Below are 17,096 nucleotides of genomic sequence, written 5' to 3'. Positions count from 1 at the left end.
GAGCAACGATCCGCTTTTTCTAGGGCAGGAGCCGGGACCGGCTTACACTGCCGGGAATTCTGCCTGTTTCATGAGCTCCTCCGAACCCACGCCCCCACCCTTGCTGCCTGTGATCGACGGCGGTCTGCCCCTGCATGCCCTGCTGGCCCCGGGCGCCGCCCCGTTGGGCCTGAACGCCAGCACCCAGCCCCTGGTGCCCGACGATGATGACCCGCTGCAGGCTCTGGTGGCAGAGCTGCGCAACTACCAGCACGAGCTGGAGCTGCAGAACGAGGTGCTCAACTACAGCCAGGCCGTGGCCGAGAGTGCGTCGGAGCGATTTGAGACACTGTTTGCCAGCATCCCGCTGCCGCTGCTGGTGGTCGACGAATACGATATGGTGGTCCAGGCCAATGCCATGGCCCACCGCGCATTTCAGCCCACCGAGAAAGATCGGCTGCTGATCAACTTCAAGCCCTTTGTGCACTTCAAGGATGCGGAGCGCGTGACCACAGCCTTCGAGCAGGCCAAGGCGCTGGGGCGTGCCGAAGTCCACGAGGTACTGTTCCGGATCACCGACGAATTCGAGCTCTGCGGCGACCTGCATGTGGCGGGCGTGATCGTGCCACAGCAAAACGGCCCGGCCACCTGGCAGTATCTGTGCGCCGTGGTCAACCAGGGCCCGCTGCTGGCCGAGCGCAAGGCCTTGCAGGAACGCAACCAGCAGCTCTATGCCAGCGAAAGACGGCTGGAGTCGGTAATCAACTCTGCGCTGGATGCCATCATCTGCGTCGACCAGTACCAGCGCATCACCGTCTTCAACCCCACGGCGGCAGCCCTGTTTCTGTGCTCGCCCCAGGATGCGCTGGGCAGTCCGCTGGAACGCTTTTTGCCCGATGCTGCACGGGCACTGGCCTTTTCCTCGCTGACCACGCAGGCCGTGCTGGGCGAGATGACGGGTCTGACCATGGCGGGACGCGAGATCCCCATGGAAATCAGCGTCTCCTTCGAGCACCACAGCAGCGGCGACACCACCACCATCTTTGCGCGCGACCTGACCAGCCGCAATCGTGCCGAAGCCCAGCGCAATGCGCTGGAAACCCAGCTGCGCGAATCCCACAAGATGCAGGCCGTGGGCACCATGGCCGGCGGGATCGCCCATGACTTCAACAACATCGTGGGCGCCATTCTGGGCAATGTGGAGCTCGCAAAAGTCGACAGCGCCAACAACCCGGCCGCCATGGAAAGCCTGCGCGAGATCGAAAAAGCCGGTCGCCGTGCGCGTGATCTGGTGCGCCAGATTCTGACCTTCAGCCGCAACGACCTGCCCGAGCGCCGCCCCGTTCAGGTGCAGGAGGTCATGTCGGACACGGCGCGCCTGCTGCGCGTGACCTTGCCACCTTCCATAGAATTGCAGGTACTGGAGAGCGAGGGGCTGCCGCCGCTGATGGCCGACCCCACCCAGGTGGAGCAGGCGCTGTTCAATCTCTGCAACAACGCCATGCAGGCCATTGGCAACCAGCGCGGCTTCATCCAGATGCGGGCCATGCGCATCGCGCCCGACCATTACCAATGCGAACGCCTGGGCCTGCCTGTGGCCGAATACCTGGTCTTCATGGTGCAGGACTCGGGCCCCGGCATCGACATCGTGACCCAGCGGCGTATCTTCGAGCCTTTTTTCACCACCAAGCCGGTGGGCCAGGGTACCGGCCTCGGTCTGTCGGTGGTACATGGCGTGATGCGCACCCATGGCGGCGCCGTCGATGTGCACAGCGAGCTGGGCCAGGGCAGCTGCTTCACGCTGTACTTTCCCCTCGGCGAGCCGAGCGGCAGTCACCCTACGCAGGCACCGCTGCGCACGGACAAGCCCGAAGCGCCGCTGGCCGAGCCGGTCCAGGCCACGCGCGCCAGCCATGTGATGTATGTGGATGACGACCAGGCCCTGGTCTTTCTTTTCCAGCGTCTGCTGCGCCGTCGCGGCTATGAAGTCTCGGGCTTCACCGACCCGCGCGAGGCCATGGCGGCCCTGGAAAGCGAGCCCGAGCGCTTTGACCTCATCGTCACCGACTACAACATGCCCGGCTTCAGCGGCCTGGACCTGCTCAGGCAGGCTTTGCAGGTCAGCCCGCAACTGCCCGTGGCGCTGGCCTCCGGTTATGTGACGGCCGAGATCGAGCAGGCCGCGATTGCAGCCGGAGCCCGGGCCCTGATCCACAAGCCCAACGACGTGCAGGAGTTCTGCGCCACCGTTCATGAGTTGCTGAACCCCTGAAACCACCGACAAATGCTTGAATGAGTGCGTTGAACTGTGTTTATGAAGATGAGCATCTGCTGGTGCTGGACAAGCCCTCGGGCCTGCTGTGCGTGCCCGGTCGCGGCCCGGACAAGCAAGATTGCCTGAGCCTGCGCGCCCTGCAGCATTTCGGCGATGCGCTGGTGGTGCACCGGCTCGATCAGGCCACCTCGGGTCTGGTCATCATGGCGCGCAATCCGGTCGTACAGCGGCAGCTCGGCCAGGCCTTTGCCGAACGCCAGGTCGACAAGCGCTATATCGCCGTGGTGGCCGGTGATCTGCAGGCGGGTCCGGAAACCGCCGATGCCCAGGGCTGGCAGCTGATCGATCTGCCGATCGCGGCCGACTGGGAACGCCGTCCGCTGCGAGTCATCAACCACGAAAACGGCAAAAGCAGCCAGACACTATGGCAGGTGCTGGAGCAGACCGGGCAGCAGGAGATGACCTGCACCCGCGTCCTGCTGAGTCCGCTGACGGGCCGCACCCATCAATTGCGCCTGCATATGGCCACCTCGGGTCACGCCATCCTGGGCGATGCGCTGTATGCCGACGAAACGGTGGCCAGCGCCAGCCCGAGGCTGTTGCTGCATGCGACGGCACTGGAGCTGGTACATCCGGTCACCGGCACTTTGCTGATGCTGAAAAGCGAGCCTGACTTTTAAGCTGCATCAAATCTGCTGCAGCCGTCAAGCAGCAACAGTTGCTGCGCTGCAACAAAGACCCTTCGAAACCATGCCCGCGCCCCCCCGGAATCGGCACCCAAAGACCGCCGATGCAGACACTTGCCGCACCGTTCCGGCTTGGGCCATGCAAATACACTACAAATGAAGGCAAGGCCATAGCCTCTGGGTAATAGCTGCTATGCACGACATAGCAAAAACCGAAAGCCTGCACCAGCCCCTGCATACCCTGTTGCCTTCGTTTACCACTCGATTAATCTGAGCTTCTTTGCGCGAACTGCTATGGCAGCAATCGCGCTTTTCGAACATCTCTCGAGATTAAGGAAGTCCTCATGAGCATTCCGTTCCGCATGCAAACCGTTGTTGCCGCCCTGGGCCTGGCTGGTGCCGCCCTGGTCTCCACCGCGCATGCCCAAATCAAGATCGCCCTGGTCATCCCAACCACCGGTGCGCTGACCCAGTATGGCGACATGGTCAAGGAAGGCGCAACCACCGCCGTCGAAATGGCCAACGCCTCTGGCGGCATCAATGGCAAGAAGATCGAACTGGTGCCCGTGGATGATGCCTGCGAGCCCAAGCAAGGCCCTGTTGCAGCCAACCGCGTGGTCAACAGCAAGATCGGCTATGTGGTCGGCCCCGTCTGCTCGGGTGCCTCGATTGCCGCAGCGCCCATCTACAACAACGAAGGCGTGGTGGTCGTCACTCCCTCGGCCACCTCCCCCGCACTGACCGACGGCAAGAACTACCACTTCATCTTCCGCACCATCGGCCGTGATGACCAGCAGGGCCCCGCAGCCGCCAAGTTCATTGCCGAGAAGCTCAAGCCCAAGAAGGTTGCCGTGCTGCATGACAAGCAGTCCTATGGACAGGGCATTGCCTCCTCCGTGCGTGACGACCTGAAGAAGGCCAAGATCGACGTGGCCCTGTTTGAGGGCATCAACGCCGGCGACAGCGACTACTCCGCCGTGATCACCAAGCTCAAGGGCGCAGGCGTGGACTTTGTCTACTACGGCGGCTACCACCCAGAAATGGGCCTGCTGCTGCGCCAGGCTGCCGAGCAAGGCCTGAAGGTCAAGATGATGGGCCCCGAAGGCGTGGGCAATCCTGAAGTCAACGCCATCGCCGGCCCTGCCGTCGAAGGCATGCTGGTGACCCTGCCCGCCGACTTTGCCGCCAACCCCAAGAACGCGGCTGTGGTGAAGGCTTTCGCCGACAAGAAGCGCAATGCTTCGGGCGCCTTCCAGCTGACCTCGTTTGCCGCCACCCAGTCTCTGCTGGCCGCCATCAAGGCCGCCGGCGACAACCCTGCCAAGGTGGCGGACTGGATGCACAAGTCCACCGGTGTGGACACCGTGCTGGGTCCCGTCTCCTGGAACAAGCAGGGTGACCTGAACTCCTTCGACTTCCAGGTCTTCCAGTGGCACAAGGACGGCAGCAAGTCGCTCGCAAAGTAATTCCACCACCTTCTTCCGGGGGCAATGGCAGGGGCCATGCCTCCGGATATTTGCTATCTGGCCCTCGGGCCTTTTCCTGTTTCAAGGGTGGCGTTACATGTCAGACATTCTCCCCCAGCTGATACAACAGCTTTTCAACGGGCTCTCACTCGGAGCCATTTACGCCCTGATCGCCATTGGCTACACCATGGTCTACGGCATCATCGGCATGATCAATTTCGCACACGGCGACATCTACATGATCGGGGCCTATATAGGCCTGGTCACGCTTTCTGCCATAGGCACGCAAAGCGGCTTGCCGGTCTGGGCCATCATCGGCCTGATGCTGGTCGTGGCCGTCTTCGTCACCGGCGTCTACGGCCTGGTGGTCGAACAGGTGGCCTACAAGCCCGTGCGCCAGAGTCCGCGCCTGGTGGCGCTGATCTCGGCCATCGGCATGTCCATCTTCCTGCAGAACTGGGTGGCCCTGGGCCAGGGTGCGCGCGACATGGCCGTTCCTTCGCTGCTGCCCGGTGCCATCAACTTCCACATGGGAGATTTCGAGGTCTTCATCCCCTACACCCGCGTGCTCATCATTGCCGTGACCGTGGTGCTGATGATCGCGCTGACCATGTACATCAAGCATTCGCGCATGGGCCGTGCCTCGCGTGCCTGCGCGCAGGACATGCACATGGCCAATCTGCTGGGAATCGACACCAACAAGGTCATCTCCTTCACCTTTGTGCTGGGCGCCGTGCTGGCCGCCGTGGGCGGCGTGCTGATTGCGCTGGCCGTGGGCAAGCTCAATCCCTTCATCGGCTTTCTGGCCGGCATCAAGGCCTTCACGGCTGCCGTGCTTGGGGGCATCGGCTCCATTCCCGGTGCCATGCTGGGCGGTGTGATTCTGGGAGTGGCCGAGACTTTTGCCGCCGCCTACATCTCGTCGGAATACAAGGACATCGTGGCCTTCGGCCTGCTGGTGACCATCCTGATGTTCCGTCCCTCGGGCCTGCTGGGCAAACCTGAAGTGGAGAAGGTCTGATGAAGTACAGCTTTTCTGCCGCTTTGCGCGATGCGCTGATCGCCACCGTGATGACGGCCATCGTCGTCACCCCCATCTTCAGCCTGCACCTGGAGCGCGCCGGTGTTCGCACCGTCATCGCCCCCGACTGGAGCATGACCGGCTGGGCCTGCCTGGCCATCTTCGTCGTGCAGATGCTCAAGCCCCTGTTCGCCGGCAAACTGCCCACGCTCAACCTGCCGGCCGTGCCGCAGATGAAGTCGGGCACCCGCAACGTCGTCATCTTCGTGGTGCTAATGATGGCCGCGTCCTGGCCCTTCTTCGCCGGCCGCAATGCCGTCGACATTGCAACTCTGGCCATGATTTACGTCATGCTGGGCCTGGGCCTGAATGTGGTGGTCGGCTTTGCCGGCCTGCTGGATCTGGGCTTTGTGGGCTTCTATGCCGTGGGTGCCTACACCTACGCGCTGCTGTTCCACTGGGCCGGCTGGACGTTCTGGGAAGCGCTGCCGCTGGCCGGTGCGGCCTCGGCGCTGTTCGGCTTCGTACTGGGCTTTCCCGTGCTGCGCCTGCGCGGCGACTATCTGGCCATCGTGACGCTGGGCTTTGGTGAAATCATCCGCCTGCTGCTGGTCAACCTGACCAGCTTCACGGGCGGCCCCGATGGCATCTCCAGCATCCCCAAGCCCTCGGTGCTGGGCCTGCCGATGACACGCACGCCGCTGACCGAGGACGGCACCACTTTTCACCAGTTCTTCGGCATGGAGTTCAACTCCATGCACATGGTGATCGCGCTGTATCTGATGGCGCTGTTGCTGGCCATGGTGACGCTGTTCATCAGCAACCGCCTGATCCGCATGCCCATAGGCCGCGCCTGGGAAGCCCTGCGCGAAGACGAGATCGCCTGCCGCTCCCTGGGCCTGAACCCCATGAAGATCAAGCTCTCGGCCTTCACGCTGGGCGCCATGTTCGCGGGTTTCGGCGGGGCCTTCTTTGCGGCACGCCAGGGCATTGTCAATCCCGAGTCCTTCACCTTCATCGAGTCGGCCCTGATCCTGGCCATCGTGGTGCTGGGCGGCATGGGCTCGCAGCTTGGCGTAATCGTCGCTGCCATCATCCTGACCGTACTGCCCGAGCTGGCACGCGAATTCTCCGAATACCGCATGCTGATCTTCGGCCTGGTCATGATTCTGATGATGATCTGGCGTCCCCAGGGCCTGTTGCCCATGAAGCGACATCAGGTGGAGGTGAAGTCATGAAACTCCACCTGAACGCTATCATTTCAATAACTACAACCACAGGCAGGGCAAACGCATGAGCGAGTATTTGCTAGAAGTCAAAGACCTGTGCATGCGCTTCGGCGGCCTGCTGGCCGTGGACAACGTGGGCTTTAACGTACGCCCTCAGGAAGTGTTTGCCATCATCGGCCCCAATGGCGCGGGCAAGACCACGGTGTTCAATTGCATCAGTGGTTTCTACCAGCCTTCGGGCGGCAGCGTCGTGCTGGACGGCCAGAGCATTGCGGGCCAGAGCAGCCATCACGTCGCCAACCACGGCGTGGTGCGCACCTTCCAGAACGTGCGTCTGTTCAAGAGCATGACGGCGCTGGAAAACCTGCTCGTCGCCCAGCACCGCCAGTCGCGTGCCAGCTTGCTCGGCGGCCTGTTCAACACCCCCGGCTATCGCCGCGCCGAGCAGGAAAAGATCGACAACGCACTCCAGTGGCTGGACGTGATGGGCCTGCGCCAGTTCGCCAACCGCGAAGCCGGCAATCTGGCCTATGGTCACCAGCGCCGCCTGGAGATCGCACGCTGCATGATCACCAAGCCCCGCGTGCTGATGCTGGACGAGCCCGCTGCCGGCCTGAACCCCCAGGAGAAGAAGGACCTGCAGCATCTGATCGACCAGCTGCGCAGACAGTACGGCGTCGCCGTGCTGCTGATCGAGCACGATATGGGCCTGGTCATGGGTGTGTCCGAGCGCATCCTGGTCATGGAGTACGGCAAGCCCATCGCCATGGGCCTGCCCGAGGCGATTCGCAATGATGAACGGGTCATCAAGGCCTATCTGGGAGAGGCCTGATGAGCCAGCATATGTTGCAACTGGAGCAGGTCTCCACCCATTACGGCGCGATCTGCGCGGTCGATCATGCCAGCCTGCATGTCGATCAGGGCGAGATCGTCACCCTGATCGGCAGCAATGGCGCGGGCAAGACATCGCTGCTGATGACGGTGTGCGGCAATCCGCGCGCCAGCGGCGGACGCATTCTGTTCGAGGGCGACGACATCACCCAGATGTCCACCCACCACATCATGCGCCGCGGCATCGCCATCTCGCCCGAAGGCCGTCGCGTCTTCAAGGATCTGACGGTGACCGAGAATCTGCAGATGGGCGGATTCTTCCTGAACAAGACCGAGATTGCCGACGGCATCGAGCATGTCTTCAAGCTCTTCCCGCGCCTGAAGGAACGCGCAGCGCAGCGCTCGGGCACCATGTCGGGCGGCGAGCAGCAGATGCTGGCCATAGGCCGTGCGCTGATGAGCAAGCCGCGTCTGCTGCTGCTGGACGAGCCCACGCTGGGCCTGGCTCCGCTCATCATTGCGCAGATCTTCGAGATCATCCAGACCATCCGCGCAGCGGGTGTGACGGTGTTCCTGGTCGAGCAGAACGCCAACCGTGCCCTGCAGATTGCCGACCGCGGCTATGTGCTGGAAACCGGCAAGGTGGTACTGGAGGACAGCGGCGTCAACCTGCTGAGCAATGACGACGTGCGCAAGGCCTATCTGGGTCATTGATCGCCTTTGACCCTGCAGCAGGCCCCGCCGGACGCCAGTCCTGCGGGGCTTGTTCTTTTCTGCCTTGAATCGACCGTAAGATGCCCGGCATGACCAAGCATTTAACGATTCTGACAGGCGGCTCCCGTGGCATGGGCCTGTCCATGGGACAACGGCTGCTGCAACAAGGCCATCAGTTGCTGAGCATTGCCCGCAAGACCAGCACCGCCCTGGCCTCAAGCGCCAGCAAGCCCGAGCAGCTATTGCAATGGGAGCAGGATCTGGCGCAAAGCGCCGCAGCCGCGCAGCGCCTCACGACCTGGCTGGAAACGCAGGACCACAGCGCATGGGCCAGCATCACCCTGATCAACAACGCCGGTGTCATTCCGCAGATTGCGCCGCTGTCTCAAGTGCCTGCGGCCGATATGATCCATGCGCTGCGCGTGGGTCTTGAAGCGCCCATGGCCCTGACCGGAGCCTTTCTCGGTGCGACCGAGAGCTGGGAAATTCCCCGCAAGGTGCTCAATATTTCCTCGGGTCTGGGCCGCCGCGCCATGGCTTCGCAAGCCAGTTACTGCACGGCCAAGGCGGGCATGGACCAGTTCAGCAGCTGCGTGGCGCTGGAAGAAGCGGCCAAACCCAACGGCGCGCGCATTGTGTCTCTGGCCCCCGGCGTCATCGACACCGATATGCAGGTGCAGCTACGCAGCGCGGCCTCGGCCGATTTTCCGGATGTGGCCCGTTTTGCCAGTCTGCACAGCAACGGCCAGCTGACCTCGGCCGACGATGCCGCAGACCGCGTGCTGGCCTGGCTGGCACGGCCCGATTTCGGTGACCAGGTGATTGCCGACGTACGTCAGGCCTGAGCCTTCATTCGCAGCCGTTGACATCCAAGCCTTGGCTGCACTGCCGAGTCCCCGCAAAGCCGGGGTACAAGCCCGGCCTATTCACGAACCAAGCCTTCGCACCTCGGCCATGCGTGGCAAAATGTTTCGACTGCTCTGCAACTGCCTCGACGCCGTGCGCAGAGCCGCAATCCGCGCCCGTGGGCCACATCGGCAGCGACACCCGATCGGTACGCTGCCTCCGTGCTAGCAACTGCAGCAACCCTGCGGTGCAGCGCGTGCGGATGGCGATCATGTCCGTACAGCATGGCTCGCGCTCCCCGGTAAAGACAAATACCCATTGATGGCGGAACCACCCTCCCCGATCATCGAAAAGCCCACCTTCCGTGACTCTGGCTTCTGAGTTCAGGACTCAGACACCAGCCGCGACTGCGCCGCCCTTTTCTGCGGGCCAGCGCTCCCCCGTTCGTCTCTGGAGTTTCTTTTTCATGTTTCGCCAAATCCTCATCAGCACAGCCGTGATCGCAAGCGCGGGCCTGAGCTTTTCCGCCGCTGCACAAGACCCCGCAGCCGAATACCCCAACAAGCCCGTGCGCATGATCGTGCCCTTCCCGCCCGGCGGCGGCACCGACATCCTCTCGCGCGTGATTGCCAACAAGCTCACCGAAGTCAGCAAGTGGACCGTGGTGCCAGACAACCGAGCGGGTGCAGGTGGCACCATCGGCATCACCGAAGCGGTGAAAGCAGCCCCGACGGGCTACGACATGGTGATGGGCCAGAAGGACAATGTGGTCCTCGGCCCCTATCTCTACAAGAACCTGCCCTGGAACCCCACCAGGGACCTGATCCCCGTGGCCCATGTGGCCTACACCCCCATCGTGATCGCCACGGCCGCCAACTCGCCCTACAAGACGCTGGCCGACGTGGTGGCTGCAGCCAAGAAGAACCCGTCCAAGATCACCTATGGCTCGCCCGGCAACGGCACCAGCATCCACCTCGCGGGCGTGATGCTGGAAAAGGCCTCGGGCATTCACCTGACCCACGTTCCCTACAAGGGCTCCAACCCCGCGATGATGGATGCGCTGGCCGGCAATGTGGACCTGCTGGTCTCGTCCGTGCCATCGGCCATCGGCCAGATCAAGTCCGGCAAGCTGCGCGCGATTGCCGTGACCTCGGCCAGCCGCTCCAGCTCGCTGCCCGACACACCCACGCTGGCCGAATCGGGCCTCAAGGGCTTTGATGTGAGCACCTGGTATGGCCTGTTCATGCCCAAGGGCACGCCCTCGTCCATCGTGACCAAGGTCAATCTCGAAGTGAACAAGCTGCTGGCCATGCCCGAAGTGCGCGAGGCCATTCTGACCCAGGGCGCCGAGCCCCAGTCCATGAGTGTCGCCAACTTCGACAAGATGTTCCAGGCCGACTTCAAGCAGTCCAAGCAGATCGTGGAGTCCTCGGGCGCCAAGATCGAGTGACGCCGCAATGCGCGGAGGATCCGCATCCTCCGCGCTACCGCAGCGGATCGACCTGATCTGCATCAATGCGGCAGATGACAAGCTCATGAATACTTCTGCGGAAATCCTTGAATTTCTGGAGAACATCATGGCATTGCTGGTCTGGGTCCCCGAGCTGGACACCGGGATTGCAGAGATCGACCGGCAGCACCGCCGCATCGTCGACTACATCAACCGGCTTTACGAACTGCGCAGCTCGCCCGACCGCGAAGGTCTGGGCGATGTCATCGGCGAGATGATCGATTACACCGTCTCGCATTTCGTCTTCGAGGAAAGCCTGATCGAGAGCGCCGGCTATATGTTCGCCGGGCCGCACAAAAAGGTGCACGAGCTGTTCACACGCCGCGTGATCGAGATGCAGACCCGTTTCGATGCGGGCGAGGATGTGGCCGCCGAACTGCACGGCATGCTCTCGCGCTGGCTGTTCAACCATATCCGCAACGAAGACCATGGCTATGTGGACTCGGCCAAGGTCTATCTGCGCATGATGTCCAAGGAAAGCGGACACTCGGCACAGAAGGAGCAGCTCAAGGCCGAAGTGCTGCAGGAGCTGGAATTGCAGCGCAGGAAGAAAGGCTGGCTGGCCCGGCTGCTCAATCGCTGAGCACGCTTGCCCACAAGAAAAACGGCTCCCTGGGGAGCCGTTGCTACGTGGACAGCCGCCTGGCGCTCACTCGCGCACGACCAGCACCGGCACACGCACGGCACCCAGCACGCGCTGGGTGACGCTGCCCAGCATCAGCTTCTCAAGGCCGCGCCGCCCCTGGGAGCCCATGACGACCAGATCGGCGCCCACGCTTTCCATGGTGCGCACGATGCCTTCATGCACGGCATGGCCCTCGCCCACCAGGGTCTTCACCGGCACACCTGCCTCGTCCATGATGGCCTTGACGGCATCCAGTGCGGTGTTGGCCTCGGCCGTTGCAGCACTCAGATACTGCGACTGCCCATAGGCAAAGTCGGCACCGACGCCGGTGAAAGGATAGGGATCGACCACATACACTGCCGTCACGGCGCTGCCAAAGACCTTGGAGAGCTCGGCGGCCTTGCGTGCCGCCAGCATGGAAGGCTTGGAGCCGTCGACCGGAACCAGAATGTGATTGAACATGGACATATGTTTCTCCTTTCGAGTTGCAGGCGACATGTACCTCAAGCCAGAGACCCGGGGCCGATGCCGCTCTTGGAATAGCATGCAGTCTGCCTTCATCATGCCTCAGCGTGTTGACATGAATCAACCCCAAAGTTCAACGCATCTCAGATGCAGACATGCGCCGCCTGGTATTCGTAGCACTTGTCCAGCAGCCTGTGGGACTTGTCGGTGATCGTGATGCGCGTGCCGTCGGGGCGCAGCAGGGAGACGTTCTTGAAAGCCGGCTCATGCGGCTTGCTGGGCGCATCGCGGCGCACGGTCCAGGCCTCCCGGACGACGCCGTCGGGCATATCCAGCATCACGACGATCTGCTCGGTGTCGTCGGAAAGGCGAATGCACTTGGCATCATTCATCTCGACGACAGCTCCGGCCGGCGCCGCCAGGCCATAGGGACATTCCTGAACGCCGTGAATCGGCACCGAGATATCGCCAAGGGAGATTTCCAGTCCATTGCGAAAATAGATCGTGGGTTCCTTGGTCTGGGCTGCCTGCGCAGGGCGATCCTCGAAGGGCTGGCAGGCAGCTATCGTGACAAGAGCTGTCAGCACGGAAATGCTAAGGGCGTAGAAGCGATTCATATAAAAAAACCACGCCTTGCTGGGCGTGGTGTGAGCCGGTGGACCCGGCTGCCTGAATGAGAGCTTACGCGGCGATGTGAGAACTTCGTCGCGACGAGCCCGCATCATGCAGTGTCGAGGGCGTCACTTTGATGCATTGAGAACGTTACAGTTTTGCCCAAATTTTCCAAAGCGGCCCGCCCGAGTCCGTCAGGAGACCTGAGCCGGCTGCTCCTGAAGCTCGGCGCCCTGGAAGTTGCCACGGCGATAGGTCAGCACCAGCGTGTCCCGCACGCCACCGGGCTCGGCAGGTTGAATCGGCGTGGTCTCATGAATCATGCGCGCGTCGTCGAGCAGCATCACGGACCAGGGCTCGGTCAAGGTAAAGCGCTGGCCGTTGGGGCCGGTCGCTTCGAACACCCGGGTCTCGCCCCCTTTGACGCCCTTGCGCCCCACCAGCAGCACAGCGACCAGATCGACGCCGTCGCGGTGCGCCCCTTCGGGCGTGGGACGTCCTATGCCGTCCGTGGTGTCGATGCGGAACTGGTGCGCCTCGACAAACCAGCGCTCATGACGCTCGTCGGTGCAGAACACCTGATCGGCCAGTTGCCCCAGAGCATTGATCATCTCCAGCCATGCCGCGCTCGTCGTCGTGCTGTCCAGCATGGGCTCGAACATGCGCTGCATGCCGCCATGCAGAGCGTTGTATTCCACGGGCTGCCAGTGGGCGCGGTGGGGCACCTGCTGAACCTGATCGCCTTCGCTGACAAAGCAGGAATGGCGGCGGCGGCGATAGCGGCCGCCATCCTTGAGGAAGGCGTCGGGCGGCAGGCCCTGCCAGTCCGCATCCATGGCATGCAGATCGCTCACGCTCAGGCCCATCCACTGGGCGAAGTCCTCGGGCTGCAGCACGGCATAGCCGCGCGTACGCAAGGACTGGGCTGCCTCGGCAGCGGCAATATAGGGAGGGGAAAACATGATGTGCGCCATAAGGTCGGCAAGCTTACTCCTCGCTGGCCCTTGCGGCTTGCGCCCCGGCATCAAAATTTACGCAAGGCAGCATCAACCAAATTGCATGGATGAAAAATGCCTGCCTCGCTTACAGCAAGGCAGGCAGAGCGCAAGGCGCCGGGATCGGACACCTGCCCTTCATCACCACGGTGACGAAGGCCAGCCGGTCTGGGGCGTAGAACCTGTTGACGATCTCCCCGTGCCGCGACACAGGCTTTGCGGGAGGGGATGCCAGGGGCGCCCCCCGCGCGCGATACCGCAGCCATAGCCGTGCTATTGCGAGGATTCGCGCGGCCGGCGAGGCAACCCCGCAGACCGCCTCTGACCGGGCGTGCGCAAGGCACCTGTCCCTAAGGGTTGGCGCGAAATCGGGCGATGTGCTGCGCGCTGACTCTTGCTTGCACCCCGGTGCAAGCGGCGAGCCATCGCTTCGAACTCATCCCGATGGCGCTCCAACACGGCTGCGTAGAGATCGCCAAAACGTTCTTACACCAGAGGCAGACCCACATAGTTCTCGGCCAGCGAGGTGGAGCCGGCCTCGGAGTGGACGATGTAGTCCAGCTCTGCTTCCTGCACCTTGGTGTTGAACTCGCCTTCGCCGGGGAAGTTGTGCAGCATGGAGGTCATCCACCAGGAGAAACGCTCGGCCTTCCAGACGCGACGCAGGCACTGCTCGGAGTAGCGATCGATGCCGGCTTCGGACTGTTCCTGGTAATACTCGACAAAGGCTTGCGACAGATAGCCTACATCGGAAGCCGCCAGGTTCAGGCCCTTGGCGCCTGTGGGAGGCACGATGTGGGCGGCGTCGCCGGCCAGGAACATGCGACCGAAACGCATGGGCTCGGTCACAAAGCTGCGCAGCGGTGCAATGCTTTTCTCCAGCGAAGGGCCGGTCACCAGATTGGCGCGCGCTTCGGGGTCCAGGCGCTTCTTGAGCTCTTCCCAGAACGCTTCGTCGCTCCAGTCCTCGACCTTGTCGGTCAGCGGCACCTGCAGATAGTAGCGGCTGCGCGTGGCGCTGCGCTGGCTGCACAGGGCAAAGCCGCGTTCGGTGTTGGCGTAGATCAGCTCGTGCGACACGGGCGGCGTATCGGAGAGCAGGCCCAGCCAGCCGAAGGGATAGACCTTCTCGAAGGTCTTGATCTTGTCCTGAGGCGCGCTGGCGCGGCAGATGCCGTGAAAGCCGTCGCAACCGGCGATGAAGTCGCATTCGATCTCGTGCACCTGGCCGTCTTTTTCGTAACGCACCTTGGGCTTGTCGCTCTCGAAGTCCACGGGCTGCACGTGACTGGCCTCGTACACCGTGGTCAACCCCTCCTGGGCACGCACTTCCATCAGGTCACGGGTGACTTCGGTCTGGCCGTAGACCATCACGCGCTTGCCGCCGGTCAGGCCGTTGAGGTCGATGCGGTGACGCTTGCCCTTGAACAGCAGCTCGATGCCATCGTGAGGCAGACCTTCCTCATTCATGCGCTTGTCGGCACCCGCCTGCTTGAGCAGATCCACCGTCACCTGCTCCAGCACGCCGGCGCGGATGCGGCCCAGCACATAGTCGGCGCTGCGCTGCTCGATGATGATGTTGTCGATGCCCGCCTTGTAGAGCAACTGCCCCAGCAGCAAACCCGAGGGACCGGCACCGATGATGGCGACTTGTGTACGCATGAATATGACTCCTTGTTATGGCTCAAAAACCTGTCGATCGGCGCGCGTGACGACGCCGATTGCGCTGTGCAGCAAGACTAAGTTTTGTGCTGCATCAAGACAAAGGAGAGAATCGATGTCTGCGCGATAATCGCACAATGAGAACGAAGATCGCGCAAAACAAGAACGACGGAACCGAGCATGAGTGAACCCGGCACCCCTACCATCGCTGCAGCGGACTTCATTGCCGGCCTGGCCAAGGGCCTGGCCGTGCTCGAGAGCTTCGACACCGAGCGCCAGCGCCTGAACGCCACCATGGCGGCCGAACGCGCGGGCATCACGCGCGCCGCCGCCAGGCGCCATCTGCTCACCCTGGCCTATCTCGGCTATCTGGAATCCGATGGCAGCTATTTCTGGCTGGCGCCCAAGGTGCTGCGCCTGTCGGGCAGCTATCTGGCCTCGGCCCGGCTGCCGCGCATCGTGCAACCCGTGCTGCACAGGCTGGCAGCGCAGACCGGACTGTCCTACTCCTGTGTGGTGCGCGAGGGCCGCGAAGTCGTCATCGTCGCGCGCAGCGCCGTGCATGAAAAAGGCGAGCGGCTGATGGCCCACGGACTGCACCTGGGCACGCGCCTGCCGGCGCATGCCACGTCCACGGGCCGGGTGCTGCTGGCCTCGCTCTCGGGCTCGGAGCTCGACGACTGGCTGGCCACCTATGACCTGCCCAAGCTGACGGCGCACACGGTCTCCGATGGTGCGGCGCTCAAGGGCTTGCTCGACGAGGTGCGCCGCCTCGACTACTGCATGGCGCTCGAAGAGCATGAACTGGCGATTCAGGCCGTGGCCGTGCCACTGCGCAATATGCGCGGGCGCACCGTGGCAGCGCTGAATGTGGTGACATCGGCCAAGCGCATGAGCCCGCAAACCATGCAGCTGGAAATACTGCCGCTGCTGCAGGAGGCCGCCAGAACCTTGCGCCCCCAGCTTTGACGCTATCGTTTCAGAAGCTTATAGCGCCCGCCTTAAATCGATTTCAGATAGATATGTATCTGAAATCTTTACTCAACAAGCGCAACAAGCTCTACTAACAGGAGCATGAACCAGCAGCGGCAATGCCCCGGTACAGGCGCGGCGTTCAGATATGGCCGCTCTCCACCGAGCAGACCTGCATGCTGAGACGGCGCAGCAACTCGGCCGTGCGGCGCATCAGAGGCGTGGACTTCTTCTTGGCGGGCTGCACCAGGCACAAGGTGCTGACGATATGCGGAGACTTGATGGGCACCTCCACCAGCGATGCATCCGTGGCATGACTGTGCATGGCGCTGTCGGTCAGCGCCGCATAGCCATAGCCGCCGCGCACCAGATCCAGAATGGCGGGCACACTGGAAACCTCCCAGACCACATTGAGCTTGACCTGTGACAGCGTGGCCTGGGCCTCCATCAGCTTGCGGAAAATCTGCCCGTGCTGGGGCATGATCAGCGGGAACTCGGCCAGATGCTCGAACGGAATGCTGGTGCGCCCTGCCAGCGTGCTGGCCGGGCCGATCAGGCACAGACGCTCTTCGAGCACGGGCGAGACCTCGATCTGCGGATGCGGCTCCGGCGTGTAGACCAGGCCCAGATCCATGCGCCCCGAGGTCAGCCACTCCGAGATATTCATGGAGAAACCTTCGACCACCGCCAGCCTGGCCTTGGGCATCTCGCGGCTGAAGCCGTCGATCAGGGGCAAGGTCAGGCGCCGCGCCAGACTCGGCGGCAGGCCCACGGTGATACGCCCGACGGGCTCGTCGCGCTGACTGCCCAGGTCTTCCTTGGCCATGGCCACGCGCTGCATGATGGCGTGACCATGCTCGAGCAGGCGGCGCCCCGCATCGGTCAGCGTCACGCCGCGCCCGGTACGTATCAACAGGGTCTCGCGCAACTCTGTTTCCAGGGCCCGCACCTGACGGCTGAGCGCCGGCTGGGCGGTGTCCAGCAATACCGCAGCCTTGCTGAAGCTCCCCACTTCGGCCACCCGAACAAAGGTCTCTATCTGCTGCAGATTCATGCTCACACCTTTCAAAACAAGCTATGCTATTTTGCTATAGCTGCTAGCCTCAGCTAGACCTAGGTGTTTATGCCCCAAGTGACACAATGTAATTAACTGGGCCTGAATATCTAAAAATAACAGCCGACGATATCAACAATGCGTGGTGCACACG

Annotated in this window: 16 protein-coding genes; 11 read left to right on the top strand and 5 right to left on the bottom strand. The window is 62.7% G+C overall.

What is annotated here, in order from left to right; translation table 11 throughout:
• Positions 1-70: 70 nt before the first annotated feature.
• The 10 genes from FSY59_RS15960 (at position 71) to FSY59_RS15915 (ending at position 11,140) form a co-directional block, all read left to right on the top strand.
• On the top strand, positions 71-2,251 hold the full coding sequence (locus tag FSY59_RS15960; RefSeq protein WP_034399997.1) for a PAS domain-containing sensor histidine kinase: 2,181 nt from the start codon (positions 71-73) through the stop codon (positions 2,249-2,251).
• A 20-nt stretch (positions 2,252-2,271) separates the two neighbouring features.
• Entirely contained in the window at positions 2,272-2,934 is a 663-nt protein-coding gene (locus tag FSY59_RS15955; RefSeq protein WP_148729294.1) for an RluA family pseudouridine synthase, read from the top strand.
• A 350-nt stretch (positions 2,935-3,284) separates the two neighbouring features.
• On the top strand, positions 3,285-4,406 hold the full coding sequence (locus FSY59_RS15950) for a high-affinity branched-chain amino acid ABC transporter substrate-binding protein (RefSeq protein WP_003055476.1): 1,122 nt from the start codon (positions 3,285-3,287) through the stop codon (positions 4,404-4,406).
• 97 nt (positions 4,407-4,503) lie between these two features.
• Entirely contained in the window at positions 4,504-5,427 is a 924-nt protein-coding gene (gene livH / locus FSY59_RS15945) for a high-affinity branched-chain amino acid ABC transporter permease LivH (protein WP_003055478.1), read from the top strand.
• Positions 5,427-6,665, top strand: coding sequence for a high-affinity branched-chain amino acid ABC transporter permease LivM (locus tag FSY59_RS15940; RefSeq protein ID WP_003055480.1), 1,239 nt, complete (start codon positions 5,427-5,429; stop codon positions 6,663-6,665). The genes livH and FSY59_RS15940 overlap by 1 nt, the downstream gene beginning before the upstream one ends.
• Before the next feature lie 55 nt (positions 6,666-6,720).
• Complete coding sequence (livG, locus tag FSY59_RS15935) at positions 6,721-7,488, top strand: high-affinity branched-chain amino acid ABC transporter ATP-binding protein LivG (protein ID WP_148729293.1); 768 nt, start codon at positions 6,721-6,723, stop codon at positions 7,486-7,488.
• A complete protein-coding gene (locus FSY59_RS15930) occupies positions 7,488-8,201 on the top strand; it encodes an ABC transporter ATP-binding protein (RefSeq protein ID WP_003055483.1) in 714 nt (237 codons plus the stop codon). The genes livG and FSY59_RS15930 overlap by 1 nt, the downstream gene beginning before the upstream one ends.
• 80 nt (positions 8,202-8,281) lie before the next feature.
• On the top strand, positions 8,282-9,046 hold the full coding sequence (locus FSY59_RS15925; protein WP_003055484.1) for an SDR family NAD(P)-dependent oxidoreductase: 765 nt from the start codon (positions 8,282-8,284) through the stop codon (positions 9,044-9,046).
• A gap of 467 nt (positions 9,047-9,513) precedes the next feature.
• A complete protein-coding gene (locus tag FSY59_RS15920; protein WP_003055485.1) occupies positions 9,514-10,497 on the top strand; it encodes a tripartite tricarboxylate transporter substrate binding protein in 984 nt (327 codons plus the stop codon).
• 85 nt (positions 10,498-10,582) lie between these two features.
• A complete protein-coding gene (locus FSY59_RS15915) occupies positions 10,583-11,140 on the top strand; it encodes a bacteriohemerythrin (RefSeq protein ID WP_085960130.1) in 558 nt (185 codons plus the stop codon).
• Positions 11,141-11,206: 66 nt separating this feature from the next.
• On the opposite strand, the gene FSY59_RS15910 is transcribed toward FSY59_RS15915, so the two are convergent.
• The 4 genes from FSY59_RS15910 to pobA form a co-directional block, all read right to left on the bottom strand.
• On the bottom strand, positions 11,207-11,644 hold the full coding sequence (locus FSY59_RS15910) for a universal stress protein (protein ID WP_029158699.1): 438 nt from the start codon (positions 11,642-11,644) through the stop codon (positions 11,207-11,209).
• Positions 11,645-11,790: 146 nt separating this feature from the next.
• Positions 11,791-12,264 (bottom strand): hypothetical protein, encoded by a 474-nt coding sequence (locus FSY59_RS15905; protein ID WP_148729292.1) that lies wholly within the window; start codon positions 12,262-12,264, stop codon positions 11,791-11,793.
• 189 nt (positions 12,265-12,453) lie between these two features.
• Positions 12,454-13,233 carry a 2OG-Fe dioxygenase family protein gene (locus tag FSY59_RS15900; RefSeq protein ID WP_148729291.1) on the bottom strand — a complete coding sequence of 260 codons (780 nt, stop codon included), beginning with the start codon at positions 13,231-13,233 and terminating at the stop codon, positions 12,454-12,456.
• A gap of 507 nt (positions 13,234-13,740) precedes the next feature.
• Complete coding sequence (gene pobA / locus FSY59_RS15895; protein ID WP_003055490.1) at positions 13,741-14,916, bottom strand: 4-hydroxybenzoate 3-monooxygenase; 1,176 nt, start codon at positions 14,914-14,916, stop codon at positions 13,741-13,743.
• A 180-nt stretch (positions 14,917-15,096) separates the two neighbouring features.
• On the opposite strand from pobA, the gene FSY59_RS15890 reads away from it, so the two are divergent.
• Complete coding sequence (locus FSY59_RS15890; protein WP_003055491.1) at positions 15,097-15,885, top strand: IclR family transcriptional regulator C-terminal domain-containing protein; 789 nt, start codon at positions 15,097-15,099, stop codon at positions 15,883-15,885.
• Positions 15,886-16,030: 145 nt separating this feature from the next.
• On the opposite strand, the gene FSY59_RS15885 is transcribed toward FSY59_RS15890, so the two are convergent.
• Positions 16,031-16,942: a LysR family transcriptional regulator gene (locus FSY59_RS15885; protein ID WP_003055493.1), complete on the bottom strand. Its 912-nt coding sequence runs from the start codon at positions 16,940-16,942 to the stop codon at positions 16,031-16,033.
• Positions 16,943-17,096: the final 154 nt, after the last annotated feature.

The sequence above is a fragment of the Comamonas sp. Z3 genome (genome assembly GCF_008121565.1).
Lineage (GTDB): Bacteria > Pseudomonadota > Gammaproteobacteria > Burkholderiales > Burkholderiaceae_C > Comamonas > Comamonas brasiliensis.
The sequence above is the reverse complement of the archived record's forward strand: the minus strand, read 5'-3'. Positions and strand labels throughout refer to the sequence as shown.